The 13,620-nt window shown below is 62.9% G+C and carries 12 protein-coding genes; 3 read left to right on the top strand and 9 right to left on the bottom strand.

All coding sequences use genetic code 11. From position 1 onward, the window contains the following. Position 1: 1 nt before the first annotated feature. The 7 genes from L1P09_RS00440 to L1P09_RS00410 form a co-directional block, all read right to left on the bottom strand. On the bottom strand, positions 2–1,603 hold the full coding sequence (locus L1P09_RS00440) for an EAL domain-containing protein (RefSeq protein WP_054904506.1): 1,602 nt from the start codon (positions 1,601–1,603) through the stop codon (positions 2–4). 136 nt (positions 1,604–1,739) lie between these two features. After that, complete coding sequence (locus L1P09_RS00435) at positions 1,740–2,528, bottom strand: N-acetylmuramoyl-L-alanine amidase (RefSeq protein ID WP_029886308.1); 789 nt, start codon at positions 2,526–2,528, stop codon at positions 1,740–1,742. 80 nt (positions 2,529–2,608) lie between these two features. Next, positions 2,609–4,546, bottom strand: coding sequence for a GGDEF domain-containing protein (locus tag L1P09_RS00430; RefSeq protein ID WP_054904505.1), 1,938 nt, complete (start codon positions 4,544–4,546; stop codon positions 2,609–2,611). Between the two features lie 97 nt (positions 4,547–4,643). Beyond that, the gene (locus L1P09_RS00425; RefSeq protein WP_054904504.1) at positions 4,644–5,498 is read right to left on the bottom strand and encodes an endonuclease/exonuclease/phosphatase family protein; all 855 of its coding nucleotides are present in this window, start codon (positions 5,496–5,498) and stop codon (positions 4,644–4,646) included. A gap of 12 nt (positions 5,499–5,510) precedes the next feature. Beyond that, the gene (gene dsbA, locus L1P09_RS00420; RefSeq protein WP_054904503.1) at positions 5,511–6,146 is read right to left on the bottom strand and encodes a thiol:disulfide interchange protein DsbA; all 636 of its coding nucleotides are present in this window, start codon (positions 6,144–6,146) and stop codon (positions 5,511–5,513) included. A 204-nt stretch (positions 6,147–6,350) separates the two neighbouring features. Then, positions 6,351–6,968 carry a c-type cytochrome gene (locus L1P09_RS00415; RefSeq protein WP_009683585.1) on the bottom strand — a complete coding sequence of 206 codons (618 nt, stop codon included), beginning with the start codon at positions 6,966–6,968 and terminating at the stop codon, positions 6,351–6,353. A gap of 31 nt (positions 6,969–6,999) precedes the next feature. After that, complete coding sequence (locus L1P09_RS00410; RefSeq protein WP_029886304.1) at positions 7,000–7,302, bottom strand: c-type cytochrome; 303 nt, start codon at positions 7,300–7,302, stop codon at positions 7,000–7,002. A 193-nt stretch (positions 7,303–7,495) separates the two neighbouring features. Here L1P09_RS00410 and yihA point away from each other — a divergent pair, with 193 nt between their 5' ends. Beyond that, complete coding sequence (gene yihA / locus L1P09_RS00405; protein WP_009683587.1) at positions 7,496–8,128, top strand: ribosome biogenesis GTP-binding protein YihA/YsxC; 633 nt, start codon at positions 7,496–7,498, stop codon at positions 8,126–8,128. 335 nt (positions 8,129–8,463) lie between these two features. Here the strand turns inward: yihA and polA are convergent, their stop codons facing one another. Next, on the bottom strand, positions 8,464–11,211 hold the full coding sequence (gene polA / locus L1P09_RS00400) for a DNA polymerase I (protein ID WP_054904502.1): 2,748 nt from the start codon (positions 11,209–11,211) through the stop codon (positions 8,464–8,466). Between the two features lie 75 nt (positions 11,212–11,286). Between polA and L1P09_RS00395 the strand changes: the two genes are divergently transcribed. Together L1P09_RS00395 and L1P09_RS00390 are read left to right on the top strand one after the other, a co-directional pair. Beyond that, complete coding sequence (locus tag L1P09_RS00395) at positions 11,287–11,574, top strand: DUF2782 domain-containing protein (protein WP_009683589.1); 288 nt, start codon at positions 11,287–11,289, stop codon at positions 11,572–11,574. Positions 11,575–11,643: 69 nt separating this feature from the next. Next, positions 11,644–12,594 (top strand): homoserine kinase, encoded by a 951-nt coding sequence (locus L1P09_RS00390; RefSeq protein WP_009683590.1) that lies wholly within the window; start codon positions 11,644–11,646, stop codon positions 12,592–12,594. A gap of 65 nt (positions 12,595–12,659) precedes the next feature. On the opposite strand, the gene L1P09_RS00385 is transcribed toward L1P09_RS00390, so the two are convergent. Then, positions 12,660–13,616 (bottom strand): zinc ABC transporter substrate-binding protein, encoded by a 957-nt coding sequence (locus tag L1P09_RS00385; RefSeq protein ID WP_235768307.1) that lies wholly within the window; start codon positions 13,614–13,616, stop codon positions 12,660–12,662. Positions 13,617–13,620 lie beyond the last annotated feature (4 nt).

The following is a 13,620-nucleotide window of genomic DNA, read 5'->3' as shown; positions in this document are numbered from 1 at the left end:
CCTACGCGGGTCGTCGCGGCAGATGCCCGCGTGTGACCATCTGGGCAAACTGCCTGGCCGTCAACGGCCGGGCAAATAGCCAGCCCTGGCCGTAGTTGACCCCTTCACCGCTCAACAGCGCCGCTTGGTCCTCACTCTCGATACCTTCGGCAATCACCCGCAGGTGGAGGTCGTGGGCCATGCGAATGATGTGTGGGGCAACGCCACTGCTGGCGGCATCATGGCCAAGAGCGTCTATGAACGCCTTGTCGATCTTCAGGCAGTCCACCGGCAACGTCTGCAGGTAAGCCAGGCTGCAATAGCCAGTACCAAAATCGTCGATCAGCACCTGATGCCCTGCGGCGCGCAGTGCCTGCAGATTTTCGCGGGCCACTACCACGTCGATCAAACCCCGCTCGGTCACCTCGAAGGCAATCTGGCTGGGCGCCACCCGGTGCAACGCCAGCAGGCGCGCCGATACTCGGCCGATGCGCGGCTCCATCACATCGCAAGCCGCCAGGTTGATCGAGATATAAAGGTTGGGGTGCGAACGCAGCAACGGCCCAAGTTGTTCAAGCACACGTTGCAGCACGAAGTCCGTGATCTGGCGGATCTGCCCGGTGTCTTCCGCCAGCGGTATGAACAGGTCGGGGCTGGTCAAGGTACCGTCCGGGCGGCGCCAGCGCACCAGGGCCTCGGCGCCCACACAACGCCGGCTGCCAAGCTCGATGATCGGTTGGTAGAGCACCTGCAGCTCGCCACGGCGCAGTGCACCCTGCAGCTCTGAGCTCATCGAGCGCCGCTGCAAGATCAGCTGCAACACCAGCCAGCCGATGAAGCAGGCGGCCAATACGCTACCCGGGAACAACAGCCAGAGCATGCCGTTCATGCGCAGGGGCAAGCTGACACGCGGCGCGATCAGCACCAATTGGTAGTCAGGCGACTTGGTTGGCATGCGGTAGATCAGGCGGTCACTGAGTTCGAGCAGCGACTTGTGGCTATGCGACCAGGCCGAGGGCGGCGGCCATACCGGTGGCGGGCCCAGGACCGGAATGGCGCGGGCACCGTTGTCGAGTACTACCACCAGGCTGCCACCCGGTGGCAGGTCGACCACATCGGTCAGGTGCCCACGTGAGGTCGAGACCAGGAACCTGCCCCGGCCGAGCATCAGCGCGGCGAGGTTCTCGTTCGGCTCGGTGGTGGTGTTGAGCCAGTAGCTGTAGACCGGCCCCTTGATGTCCGGCGGCCGCAAGGGCACGAACGCGCGCTCGTTACCCCGGTTTGAACAGGCGACATTGCCGTCCACGTAGGCCGCTTCGTAAATGAAGCGCGAACTCAAGCCCACCTGCTGCAAGGCCGCCAACATGGCCGGGCTGCATCCACGCAGCGGCTGTGCCTGCAACTGGTCGACACCCTCGCGCAGCTGGCCGAATACCTGCTCCAGGCGCTCGAGAAAACGCTCGCCCTGGGCGTTCATCTGCTCGGTTTCGCTCTGTTTCAGCTGCTGCAGGGCGATGCCGACGCTGGCAGAAAGCAACAGGGCGGCGCTGGCCAGTGCTGCCAGCGTGGCGAGCATCCAGGGACGGTAGAAAATTTGACGCAGCAAGCCAATGGCAGACGACATGGACGGCATCCAGTTGATAACTAAGGTATAGCAACTGAATCAGTAATCACCTGCGCCGTTTAGCGCTTCGCTTGCCCATGCCAGGCCCCGGCCAGCACGGGCAACGCCCCTGTCACCGCGCGCGGCCTGGTGACAGTCAACGGGTCCGGTTGAGCACCTGCAGCATGGCCGCCGTCTGCGCATCCGGCATGCCGTCGAAACGTTGCGGGCGGAAGCGCATCTGGAAGGCAGCGATGACATGCCGGGTGGCTACATCGAGCACGCCTGTTTGCTCGATCTGATAACCAAACCGCGCCAGCTCCTGCTGATACCAGCCAACGCTGGGCGGGTTGACGTTGAAGTACGCTTGTTGCTGCGCCACGGCGTTGGCATCTGGCCAGACCCCCAACCCAGCATCGGCCAGGCGTTTCCACGGGAACAAAGGGCCCGGGTCAAGCTTGCGCAATGGGGCGATATCGCTGTGGCCAATGATATGCCGGGGCTCGATATTGTTACGTTTGACGATGTCCTTGAGCAACGCGATCAGCGCCTGGATCTGCGCCTCGCTATAGGGGTACCAGACCCGCCCGTTGGGTGTGTCGGCAAAGCCTGGGTTGACGATTTCGATGCCGATGGACGACGAATTCAGCCATGTGCGCCCCTGCCACTGGCTGTCACCGGCATGCCAGGCGCGACGGCTCTCGTCCACCAACTGGTACACCGTCGCCGGGCCATCACCAATCAGGTAATGGCTACTGACCTCACCGTGGGTGAGCAATGCCAGCGAGCGTTCCAGCGAGGCATTGGTGTAATGCAAAACAACGAACTGGATACGGTTGTCCTGGTTCGCCGAAGGGTGGCTGCGGTCGATGCGCAGGCCCGTGGAGCAACCGGCGACGGTGAACAGCAGAAAGGTGATCAGGGTTTTTTTCAGCGTGGAAAGCACGTCGGAGGCCTCGGCGTAAGAGCGCTACAGTATAACGTGCTCGCCAGCAGCAATGTTTGCCGCGAGTCAGTGGCTGCCCATCAGTTTTGTTCCACGCGATTACGCCCGAGTTCCTTGGCCCGGTACAACGCGGTGTCGGCGCGCTTGAGCACCTGGTCTGCGCGCTCGCCAGCGCGGAACGCCGCCAACCCGATGGAGGTGGTGATCACCACCCGTTCACCCTTGAAGTGGAACGGGCAGGCCTCGATGGTCGCCCGCAGCAGTTCAGCGGCTTGCGCAGCCGCCGGCGGGGCCGTCTGCGGCAGCAACAGGACAAACTCTTCGCCACCGAACCGGGCTATGAAGTCACGGCCGCGCAAGCACTTGCGCAACTGGCCGGCAACGATCTTCAGCACTTTGTCCCCGGCCAGGTGCCCATAGCTGTCATTGATGCGCTTGAAATGGTCAAGGTCGAGGATCGCCATGGCCAGATGGCCGCCCTGGGCCTGCCATTCGAGCATTTCCCGTTCCACCCGCTCGCTCCAGGCCGCCCGGTTGGGCAGACCGGTGAGCGGGTCGAGCAGGGCCTTTTGCCGCTGCTCTTCCAGATGTTCGCGGTAACCGAGTGCCTCGTGCTCCATGCTTGCCACACGCTCCGACAACCCCTGCAGGCGGTTGGCCAGTTCCTGCTCGCGGCGATCACGCTCGTGCTTGTGCTCGTCCATGGTCACCAACAAGCCTTCCAGGCGGTTCTCCAGGATGTGCTTGAGGCTGTCGACATCGGCGGCACCTTGCACGCTGCTCTGCAACCCGTCTACGTGCTCGCGCAACTGGGTGTCCAGCGCGCGGGCGGCACTGCTGTTGTCGGCATGGCCGGCGCTGGCTTCATGCAGATGGCTCTGGAACCCCTCCAGGCGCTCGTTGAGCTGCTGCAAGTAGGTTTCAAATTCATGCTGGCCACTGTCCGTGATCGCCAGCATCAGCACTGCAAGGTCATCCAGTACCGGGATCAGCTCATACCAGTTCAGGCCGCGGGCCACCCGCGCACGCATCTCCAGTGCCTGGGCCTTGTGCCGCTCGGGCAGGCTGAGGTCGTCGAGCAGGCCGAGCAAGGTTTGCTCGATGTGTGCAGCGACCTGACTGTACGGCGGCTCCACCGCGTCGGGGAGGGCATAAGGGCCGTCTTCGCCGAACATTGGTTCCATTTCCGCTAGCGGTGCAGGCTCCGGCAGCAGCTGGCTGACCACGTGTTCGGCAGCAGGCGCTTCATCTGGCTGCGGCACTGGCGATGCGGGTATTTCGGCCGCATCGATCAGCGCGGGGCCAGCTGCTTCTGGCGCTGGCTCGGGCGCTGCGGGCAACTCGGCCGCCGGTGCAGCAGGTGCTGGCAACGGTTGCAACGCATCGATATCAACATTCGGGTCGGCGTCGGGTCTGGGTGGCGCTGCGTGCGGTGGAGCCTGGGCACCCGGCACCGCTTCGGGCACAAGCGCCGGCTCCGCTTGGGCATCGTCATCGCGGCTGCCGAACAACCGCTGCAGAAAACCGGGGCGGGTTTCTTCACCCGGCTTGCCCAAGGCGGCCAGCGCACGCCCCTGCAAACCGCTCAGCTCACCCAGCAATGGCGGCAGGTCGCGTGACTGGGTAACGCCCCCATCGAGCTTCTTCGCCAGCTTTTTCAGCGGCCGGGCAATATCACCAGGCAGCGGCAGGTTCTGTAATTGGCCCACCAGTGCAGCCAGGGCATCGCCAACCTGGTTCATGCGGTTTTCGCGGCGCTGCTCCGAATCCAGCACCGCCTTCTCCAGGCGCGGAATCAGCCCGGCAAGGCCAGCATCCATGTTGTCGCTGCGAATGACCTCGCGCATCTCTTTCATGCACGCGTCGACCACCTTGTCACTGCCTTCGGCAGCCAGGGTACTGCGCACCAGGCCACGGCGCAGCAAGTCGAGACGGGCGTCCCAACGACGTTCGAGCTTTTCTTGCTGCTCGATGGCTTTGAGGTATTTTTCTTTCCAGCGCTCGGCTTCTTCGGTCATGCCTGGATCCGCGACGGGTGATACATCTGGGGCTGTCTGATTACACGCTGTCGGCGCGCACGCCCAACACTTGAGGGCGTGCGACGCCTTGGCTGATTCAGCTCAAGGCCGGCAGCGTATCCACAGTCAATGCATCAGGCAATCGGATCTCTACCGCCACCGGAAGGTGGTCGGAAATAGGCTGGGCCAACACCTCGACACGCTCCAGTGTAAGGCTGGAACTGAGCAGAATGTGGTCCAGGCACCGCTGGGGTCGCCAACTGGGGAAGGTAGCTTCGACCTGCGGGGCCACCAGGCCAAGGTCACGCAGGGGTGAGTGCTCGAGCAGGTCGGTGGCGTGGGTGTTCATGTCGCCCATCAGCACCTGGTGGCGGTAGCCGCCAATCAGCTCGCGGATATAGCCCAATTGCAGGGCGCGGGTCTTGGCGCCGAGGGCCAGGTGCATCATCACCACGATCAGCGCATCCTCGCCTTCACCGAACCGCACCAGGATTGCCCCGCGACCGGCGGGGCCCGGCAACGGGTGGTCTTCGAGCAATTGCGGCTTCAGGCGGCTGAGCACGCCGTTGCTGTGCTGGGCAAAACGCCCAAGGTTGCGGTTGAGCTGTTGGTACCAGTAGGGGAAGGCACCCAGCTGCGCCAGATGCTCGACCTGGTTCACGAACCCGGAACGCAGGCTGCCACCATCGGCCTCCTGCAGGGCCACCAGGTCGAAGTCGCTCAACAGCTTGCCGATCTTCTGCAAGTTGCCGGCGCGCCCGTTATGCGGCAGCAGGTGCTGCCAGCTACGGGTCAGGTAATGCCGATAACGCTCGGTGCTGATGCCGACCTGAATGTTGAAGCTGAGCAGCCGCAGGCGACCATCGTCCGGCAGGCCGGGTGCCTGCAGGTGATGCTCGTTGACCTGCGGCTGGTGCAGGCCAATGCCACGCGTAGCTCTGAAGCGGGGCATGGGATACGCCGCTTACTTAGCGGCGCGCTCCTTGGCGATCAGTTGGTCGGCGACATTCAGCACGCCTTCGGGCCCACCTGCGGTACCCAGGTCGAAGCGGTACTTGCCGTCGACGACCATGCTCGGTACGCCAGTGATTTCGTACTTCTTAGCCAGTTCCTTGGCCTGGTTGATCTGGCCCTTGATGGCAAACGAGTTGAAGGTGGCGAGGAACTTGTCCTTGTCCACGCCCTGTGTGGCGAGGAAGTCGGCCATTTCTTGCGGGTCAGTCAGGCGCTTGCGCTGGTTCTGGATAGCATCGAACACCGCCGCGTGCACCTTCTGCTCAACGCCCATGGCTTCGAGGGTCAGGAACATCTGGCCGTGGGCATCCCATGGGCCACCGAACATGGCCGGTACGCGCTTGAAGTTGACATCCTTGGGCAGTTTTTCGACCCAAGGGTTGAGCGTCGGCTCGAAATGGTAGCAGTGAGGGCAGCCGTACCAGAACAGCTCAACCACTTCGATCTTGCCAGGCACGGAAACCGGAACAGGGTTGCTCAGCTCGATATATTCCTTGCCGGCAGTGGCAGGCTCTGCGGCCTGCACCGCTGTCATACCGAATGCGCTGGCGGCGACCAGCGCAGCGCTGAGAATCAGTTTACGCATGCTTTACTCCTGAGCAATCATGGGTCGCCACTACGCGACCTGCCTTGAGACAGGCCGGGAAGGGCTTGAGTTCTGTAGTGTACCGGCTACGCACTGAAAAAAGGGTAGCCCAGCCACCCTTTCATCATTAGCCTGCAACATTAACTGAAAGTTAATGCCAGGCCCCTGAAGGCATGTGCAGCACCTGCAGGACCGCGCCGCCAGTCAGTGCAGGCCCTGGATATAGCTGGCCAATGCCTCGATATCGTGGTTGCTCAGCTTGCCGGCAATGGTGCGCATGGTCATGGCATCGCCGTCGTTGGTGCGGTTGCCTTCACGGAAGTCGGTCAACTGCTTGGTCACATACTGGGCATGCTGCCCACTCAAGTGCGGGAAACCGGCCAGGGCGATACCCGCGCCATTGGGCGAGTGGCAGCCGGTGCAGGCGGGCATGCCTTTTTCCAGGTCGCCGCCATTGAACAGCGCGCGACCGCGCTCGACCAGTTTGGGGTCGGCAGCCCCCACGCTGCCTTTCTGGCTGGCGAAGTAGGCGGCGATATCGGCCAGGTCCTGGTCATTGAAAGCAGCCAGCATGCCGGTCATTTCCAGCACGGTACGTTTGCCCGACTTGATGTCGTGCAGTTGTTTTTCCAGGTAGCGCTGGCCCTGGCCAGCCAGTTTCGGGAAGTTGGGTGCCAGGCTGTTGCCGTCGGGGTTGTGGCAGGCGCCACAGACGGCCGTCTTGGCCTGGCCGGCAGCGGCATCGCCTTTGATAGGTTGCGCAGCAGTGGCCGCACCTGCGACACCCAGGGTCAACAGCAGACTCACGACTAGTTTGTTCATCAGCTAATCCAACACGGCTAAGGGTGAAATGTTATGTATCGGGACTGCCACTCATCCAAAGGATGACCAAACGGTAGTCCTCGGCACTGCAGTCCATGCACAATCCACGCGGCGGCATAGCCTTGAAACCCTGGGTCACATGCCGGACGAGTACATCCATACCTTGCGCCAGCCTTGGCTCCCAGGCTGCCCGGTCACCCTGCCTGGGTGCCTGGGGCAATTGCCCGGTGTGGCAAGCCGCACACGTGCGGTTGTACAACACCTCGGCATCCTGTGTAGCCTGTGCGCTGAAATACGGCAGGAACATACCGACAGCTAGCAGCCATTTCGCCAGGCGAAACGACCTGACAGGGTTGGGGGACGCGCTGCGTTCTGATGCGCAAGCTATAGTTCGGCACCCCATGCCCGTTCCCCTTCGCTGGGAGAATGGGCACACAAAAACTGGGGCATTATATACTTCTGTCAGCCAAACGGAAACGACACCGCTTGCCGGCCTAGGCTTTGGCAACACCCACATCGGATATCCCATGCAAGTCAAGAACCCCATCCTCGGCCTCTGCCAGAAAGCCAAATTCGCCCTCAGCGCAGCCAAGGTCGAACAATGCCCGGACGATCAGGGCTACGAGGTGGCCTTTGCGGGCCGTTCCAACGCCGGCAAATCCAGCGCCCTCAACACCCTGACTCACGCCAGCCTGGCGCGCACCTCGAAAACCCCCGGGCGCACCCAGCTGTTGAATTTCTTCAGTCTGGACGATGAACGGCGTTTGGTCGACCTGCCAGGTTACGGTTATGCCAAGGTGCCGATTCCGCTCAAGCAGCACTGGCAGAAGCACCTGGAAGCTTATCTGGGCAGCCGTGAGTGCCTGCGCGGCATCATCCTGATGATGGACGTGCGCCACCCCATGACCGATTTCGACAAGATGATGCTCGACTGGGCCAAGGCCAGCGGCATGCCGATGCACATCCTGCTGACCAAGGCCGACAAGCTGACCCACGGCGCGGGCAAGAACACCTTGTTGAAGGTGCAATCGGAAATTCGCAAGGGCTGGGGCGACGGTGTCACCATCCAGCTGTTCTCGGCGCCCAAGCGCCTGGGCGTGGAAGAGGCCTATCGGGTGCTGGCGGGCTGGATGGAGCTGGAAGACAAGCCAGTGGCCTGAGGCCTGCAGCGCGGAGCATGGCCTGGGCTTCGCCCAGGTTCAGGCCAAATTGCGGGCAAAAAAAACCCCGGACTTCGTATGGGGAGGGGGAAGTTCGGGGTCCAAGTCCGGACCGCTAGGGCGGGGTCCAGATATCTGCCAACACTTAACACAACATAGGAGCATCGAAAGGCTTCACCAGCCATTCAGTTACTCTGAGTTCCGCTTCACTGGTTTAGTTCCGAAGCCCTGAAAACTATTTGCGATAGTTTCATGAAAGCCCAGCCCCGCGCGCGCCAGCGCTGCCAGGATCCGCGTCACCACGTCGCAGATCCTACACAGCTTTTCCGGCTCAATCAGTGAGCTTCGTCCCAGTTCGCACCAATTCCTGCTTCTACCAGCAGCGGCACATCCAGCTGCGCCGCCTTGCTCATGTGCTGGCGAATTTCATCTTTGACCTGTTCAACCAGGTCCTCGCGCACCTCAAGCACCAGTTCGTCGTGAACCTGCAGGATCACCCGCGCGTCCAGGCCGCTCTCGCTCAGCCAGTTATCCACGTTGACCATGGCGCGCTTGATGATGTCGGCGGCGGTACCCTGCATGGGCGCATTGATGGCGGTACGCTCTGCCCCTTTGCGCAGGGCCGGGTTCTTGGCGTTGATGTCTGGCAGGTAGAGGCGGCGGCCAAACAGGGTTTCGACGAAACCTTGCTCGGCAGCCTGGGTACGGGTGCGCTCCATGTAGGCCAGCACCCCGGGGTAGCGGGCGAAGTAGCGGTCGATATAGTCCTGCGACTGCTTGCGGTCGACGCCGATCTGCTTGGCCAGACCAAATGCGCTCATGCCGTAGATCAGGCCGAAGTTGATGGCCTTGGCTTTGCGACGCTGATCGACGGTGACGTTTTCCAGGGCTACACCAAAGACCTCCGCCGCCGTGGCACGGTGCACGTCCAGGTCATTGCGGAAGGCGTGCAGCAAGCCTTCGTCCTTGGCCAGGTGGGCCATGATGCGCAACTCGATCTGCGAATAGTCCGCCGCCAGCAGCTTGTAGCCTGGGCTGGCGATGAACGCCTGGCGGATTCGGCGGCCCTCGGCGGTACGGATCGGGATGTTCTGCAGGTTCGGGTCGCTGGACGACAGCCGGCCAGTCGCCGCCACCGCTTGCTGGTAAGAGGTGTGAATACGCCCGGTACGCGGGTTGATCTGCCCCGGCAGCTTGTCGGTGTAAGTGCTCTTGAGCTTGCTCAGGCTGCGGTACTGCATCAGTACTTCAGGCAGTGGGTAACCCAGCTCCGCCAGCTCGTCGAGCACCGCTTCGGCGGTAGACGGCTGGCCTTTGGCGGTCTTGCTCAGCACCGGCATGCCCAGCTTGTCGTACAGGATCGCCCCCAGTTGCTTGGGCGAGCCCAGGTTGAACTCCTCGCCCGCCAGCTCGTAGGCGCGCCGTTCCAGCTCGGCCATTTTCTCACCCAGCTCACCGCTCTGGACGTGCAGCAGGGCTGCATCGACCAGTGCGCCCTGGCGTTCGATCTTGGCCAGTACCGGCACCAGCGGCATCTCGATGTCCATCAGCACCGGCTGCAGGCTTGGGGTCTGGGCCAGGCGGGCCTGCAACGCATGGTGCAGGCGCAGGGTGATGTCAGCGTCTTCGGCAGCGTAGGGGCCCGCCTTGTCCAGGTCGATCTGGTTGAACGTAAGCTGCTTGGCGCCCTTGCCGGCGATGTCCTCGAAGGCGATGGTAGTGTGGTCGAGGTACTTTTGCGCCAGGCTGTCCATGTCATGCCGGGTGGCCGTGGAGTTCAGCACGTAGGACTCGAGCATGGTGTCATAGGCAACACCGCGCATGGCGATGGCGGGCGAACCGTTGGCGAGGATGTTGATATCGTATTTGGCATTCTGCCCGACCTTGGCCTTGGTCGGGTCTTCCAGCAGGGGCTTCAAGGCCAGCAGCACGGCGTCGCGGTCCAGCTGGGCCGGCGCGCCCTCATAGTCGTGGGCCAGCGGAACGTAGGCCGCTTCATGGGGCGCCACCGCGAACGACAGGCCGACCAATTGGGCCTTCTGGGCGTCCAGGCCGGTGGTTTCGGTGTCGAACGCGAACAGCGGCGCCTGGCGCAGCTTCTCCAGCCAGGCCTCGAAGCGTGTTTGGTCGAGGATGGTTTCGTACTTCGGCTCGACCTTGGCCACCGGCTCCGCGACCGGCGCAACGTCATCACCCACCCTGGCAGCCTCCCGCTGCACGTCGGCAACCCAGCTCTTGAACTCCATCTCGGTGTACAGCGCCAGCAGCGCATCGCGGTCAGGCTCGCCGCATACCAGCGCCTCGACCTCGACGTCCAGCGGCACGTCGACCTTGATGGTAGCCAGCTCATACGACAGGAACGCCGCGTCGCGGTGCTCTTCCAGCTTGGCCGGCAGGGTCTTGGCACCGCGAATGGCCAGTGCCGGCACCTTGTCGAGGTTGGCGTACAGGTCGCTGAGGCCGCCACCAATACCGGTCAACAGGCCCACGGCGGTTTTCTCGCCCACACCGGGCACACCGGGGATGTTGTCGACCTTGTCGCCCATCAGGGCCAGGAAGTCGATGATGTGCTCCGGGCCGACGCCAAACTTCTCATGCACGCCCGCCACGTCCAGCACGCTACCGGTCATGGTGTTGACCAAGGTAATGTGGCCATCCACCAGCTGCGCCATGTCCTTGTCACCGGTCGAAATGATGACCGGGCGGCCCAAGGCGGCGCTGCTGCGCGCCAGGGTGCCGATCACGTCGTCGGCCTCGACCCCTTCCACGCACAGCAGCGGGTAGCCAAGGGCCTTGACGCTGGCGTGCAGCGGCTCGATCTGCACCCGCAGGTCGTCGGGCATGCTCGGCCGGTTGGCCTTGTATTCGGCGAACATGGCGTCACGGAACGTGCCACCCTTGGCGTCGAACACCACGGCAAAGAGGCTGTCGGGGTATTGCTTGCGCAGGCTCTTGAGCATGTTCAGCACACCCTTCACCGCACCGGTCGGCATGCCCTTGGACGTGGTCAGCGGCGGCAGCGCGTGAAAGGCGCGGTACAGGTAGGAGGAACCGTCCACCAGGACGAGGGGCGCTTGGCTCATGAGCAGAATCAACCTTTTCGACGGGTCCGGCGCTAGAATAGCCAGAATCATTGACGACAAAGGGACTAGGTTATCATGCGTACACTCAATCGCCTGTTACTGCTCGGCCTGTTGGCAACCACGCCGGTCGTCACCCTGGCGGCGGAAGACGCCCCCTCGGCCGATCCCGAGGTGACCATTCGCACGGAAGGCGACAAGACCATCCAGGAATACCGTCAGAACGGCTTCCTGTATGCGATCAAGATCACACCGAAAAACGGCAAGCCTTATTTCCTGGTACGCGCCGATGGCACCGATGCCAACTTCATTCGATCCGACCAGCCGGACATGCTGATTCCGTCCTGGAAGATCTTCGAGTGGTAATCTGACGCGCACCGTTCACATCAACCCGGCACTTCCCGGCGGAAGTGCCCGTATGGGCAATTTTTCATCATGTCAGTCTTCACCCCCGTGACCCGGCCTGAGCTGGAAACCTTTCTGGCACCGTACGCGCTGGGCCGCCTGCTCGACTTCCAGGGCATAGCCGCCGGCACCGAGAACAGCAATTTCTTCGTCAGCCTCGAACAGGGGGAGTTCGTGCTGACGTTGATCGAACGCGGGCCCAGCGAGGACATGCCGTTCTTCATCGAGCTGCTCGACACCCTGCACGCAGCCGACATGCCGGTGCCCTATGCCGTTCGTGACCGCGACGGCAACGGCCTGCGCGAGCTGTGCGGCAAGCCGGCGCTGCTGCAGCCAAGGCTCTCAGGCAAGCACATCAAGGCGCCCAACGCGCAGCACTGCGCCCAGGTGGGTGAGCTGCTGGCGCATATACACCTGGCCACCCGCGGCCGCATCATCGAGCGCCGCACCGACCGTGGCCTGGACTGGATGCTGGCTTCAGGCGCCGAGCTGCTGCCACGCCTGACTGCCGAGCAAGCCGCGCTGCTGCAACCGGCCCTGAACGAAATCAACGCGCACAAGGCGCAGATCCTGGCGCTGCCGCGGGCCAACCTGCATGCCGACCTGTTCCGCGACAACGTGATGTTCGAAGGCACCCACCTGACTGGCGTGATCGACTTCTACAACGCCTGCTCCGGGCCGATGCTGTATGACATCGCCATCACCGTGAACGATTGGTGCCTGGATGAGCAGGGCGCAATCGACATGCCGCGTGCCCAGGCGCTGCTGGCGGCCTATGCCGCACTGCGGCCGTTCACCGCTGCCGAGGCCGAGCTGTGGCCTGAGATGTTGCGGGTAGGCTGCGTGCGCTTCTGGCTGTCGCGGCTGATTGCGGCAGAATCGTTTGCCGGGATGGATGTGATGATCCATGACCCGAGCGAGTTCGAAGTGCGTTTGGCACAGCGCCAGCAGGTGGCTTTGCACCTGCCATTTGCCCTCTAGCCCTGTTCAGCCTCTTCGCGGGCACCTGTGGGAGCGGGCGTGCCCGCGAAGAGGCCGGACCAGGCTTACAACTGCTCCAGGCACCCAGCCAAGTCGCCACCCAGCTTCTCCAGCAAGCGCTCATAGCCCTTGCCATCCACCGGGTCAGTACCACCCAGTGCATCCAGCTCGGCCAGACGCACCGGCAGCCCAGCAGTCAGGGTCTCGGCCAGACGCGGGCGCAGTGGCGGCTCGCTGAACACGCAGGTCTTGCCCACTTCCTGCAGGCGCTTGCGCATGGCGGCCACATGCTGAGCCCCCGGCTGCACCTCGGACGCCACGCTGAACACGCCAGTGTGCTTCAGGCCATATTCCGCCTCGAAGTAGTCGAACGCCTCGTGGAACACGAAGTACGGCTTGCCAGCGATACCCGCCACCCGCGCTTTGATTCGCTCATCCAGCGCATCCATACGGTCTGAAAAGACCTTCAGGTTGTGCTGGTAGCGCGCCGCGTTGGCGGGATCGGCCTGGGCCAGGTCCGCAGCCATTTTCCCCGCGATTACCCGCGCGTTGACCGACGATAGCCACAGGTGCGCATCCAGGCTACCTGGGCGGTGGTCATGGTCATGCTCATCGTGGTCCGCTTCCTCATGGGAATGGCTGTCTTCGCCAAAGTGGCGCAGCTTCATGCCTGGCAGCGACTGCACGGCCACGGTTGCCTTGCTGCGACTGCCCAATACGCGTGGCAGGAAGCTCTCCATGTCCGGGCCGATCCAGTACAGCAGGTCGGCATCGCCCACCCGCCGTACGTCGGATGGGCGCAGGGCATAGTGGTGCGGCGAAGCACCTGGCGGCAGCAATACCTCAGGGTTGCCAACACCCTCCTGCACGGCAGCGGCAATCTGCTGCAGCGGCTTGATGCTGGTCAGCACACGGACATCGGCCTGGGCCGAACAGGCGATGAATGCGACAAAAAGGACTAGAAATCGGGACACGGTGAATACTCGAGTCGTGAGAAACGGGTAACATAATAACGTCTCCATACAG

Source organism: Pseudomonas juntendi, from assembly GCF_021560075.1.
In the GTDB taxonomy this organism is placed as follows: domain Bacteria; phylum Pseudomonadota; class Gammaproteobacteria; order Pseudomonadales; family Pseudomonadaceae; genus Aquipseudomonas; species Aquipseudomonas juntendi.
Note: the sequence above shows the minus strand (reverse complement) of the source record. Positions and strands in the feature narration are given on the sequence as shown.

Bases quoted from the DNA above. Each gene is read 5' to 3' on its own strand.
- L1P09_RS00440 (WP_054904506.1), bottom strand. From the start codon at position 1,603: ATGTCGTCTGCCATTGGCTTGCTGCGTCAAATTTTCTACCGTCCCTGG.
- L1P09_RS00430 (WP_054904505.1), bottom strand. From the start codon at position 4,546: ATGACCGAAGAAGCCGAGCGCTGGAAAGAAAAATACCTCAAAGCCATC.
- L1P09_RS00425 (WP_054904504.1), bottom strand. From the start codon at position 5,498: ATGCCCCGCTTCAGAGCTACGCGTGGCATTGGCCTGCACCAGCCGCAG.
- dsbA (WP_054904503.1), bottom strand. From the start codon at position 6,146: ATGCGTAAACTGATTCTCAGCGCTGCGCTGGTCGCCGCCAGCGCATTC.
- L1P09_RS00415 (WP_009683585.1), bottom strand. From the start codon at position 6,968: ATGAACAAACTAGTCGTGAGTCTGCTGTTGACCCTGGGTGTCGCAGGT.
- yihA (WP_009683587.1), top strand. From the start codon at position 7,496: ATGCAAGTCAAGAACCCCATCCTCGGCCTCTGCCAGAAAGCCAAATTC.
- polA (WP_054904502.1), bottom strand. From the start codon at position 11,211: ATGAGCCAAGCGCCCCTCGTCCTGGTGGACGGTTCCTCCTACCTGTAC.
- L1P09_RS00395 (WP_009683589.1), top strand. From the start codon at position 11,287: ATGCGTACACTCAATCGCCTGTTACTGCTCGGCCTGTTGGCAACCACG.
- L1P09_RS00390 (WP_009683590.1), top strand. From the start codon at position 11,644: ATGTCAGTCTTCACCCCCGTGACCCGGCCTGAGCTGGAAACCTTTCTG.
- L1P09_RS00385 (WP_235768307.1), bottom strand. From the start codon at position 13,616: ATGGAGACGTTATTATGTTACCCGTTTCTCACGACTCGAGTATTCACC.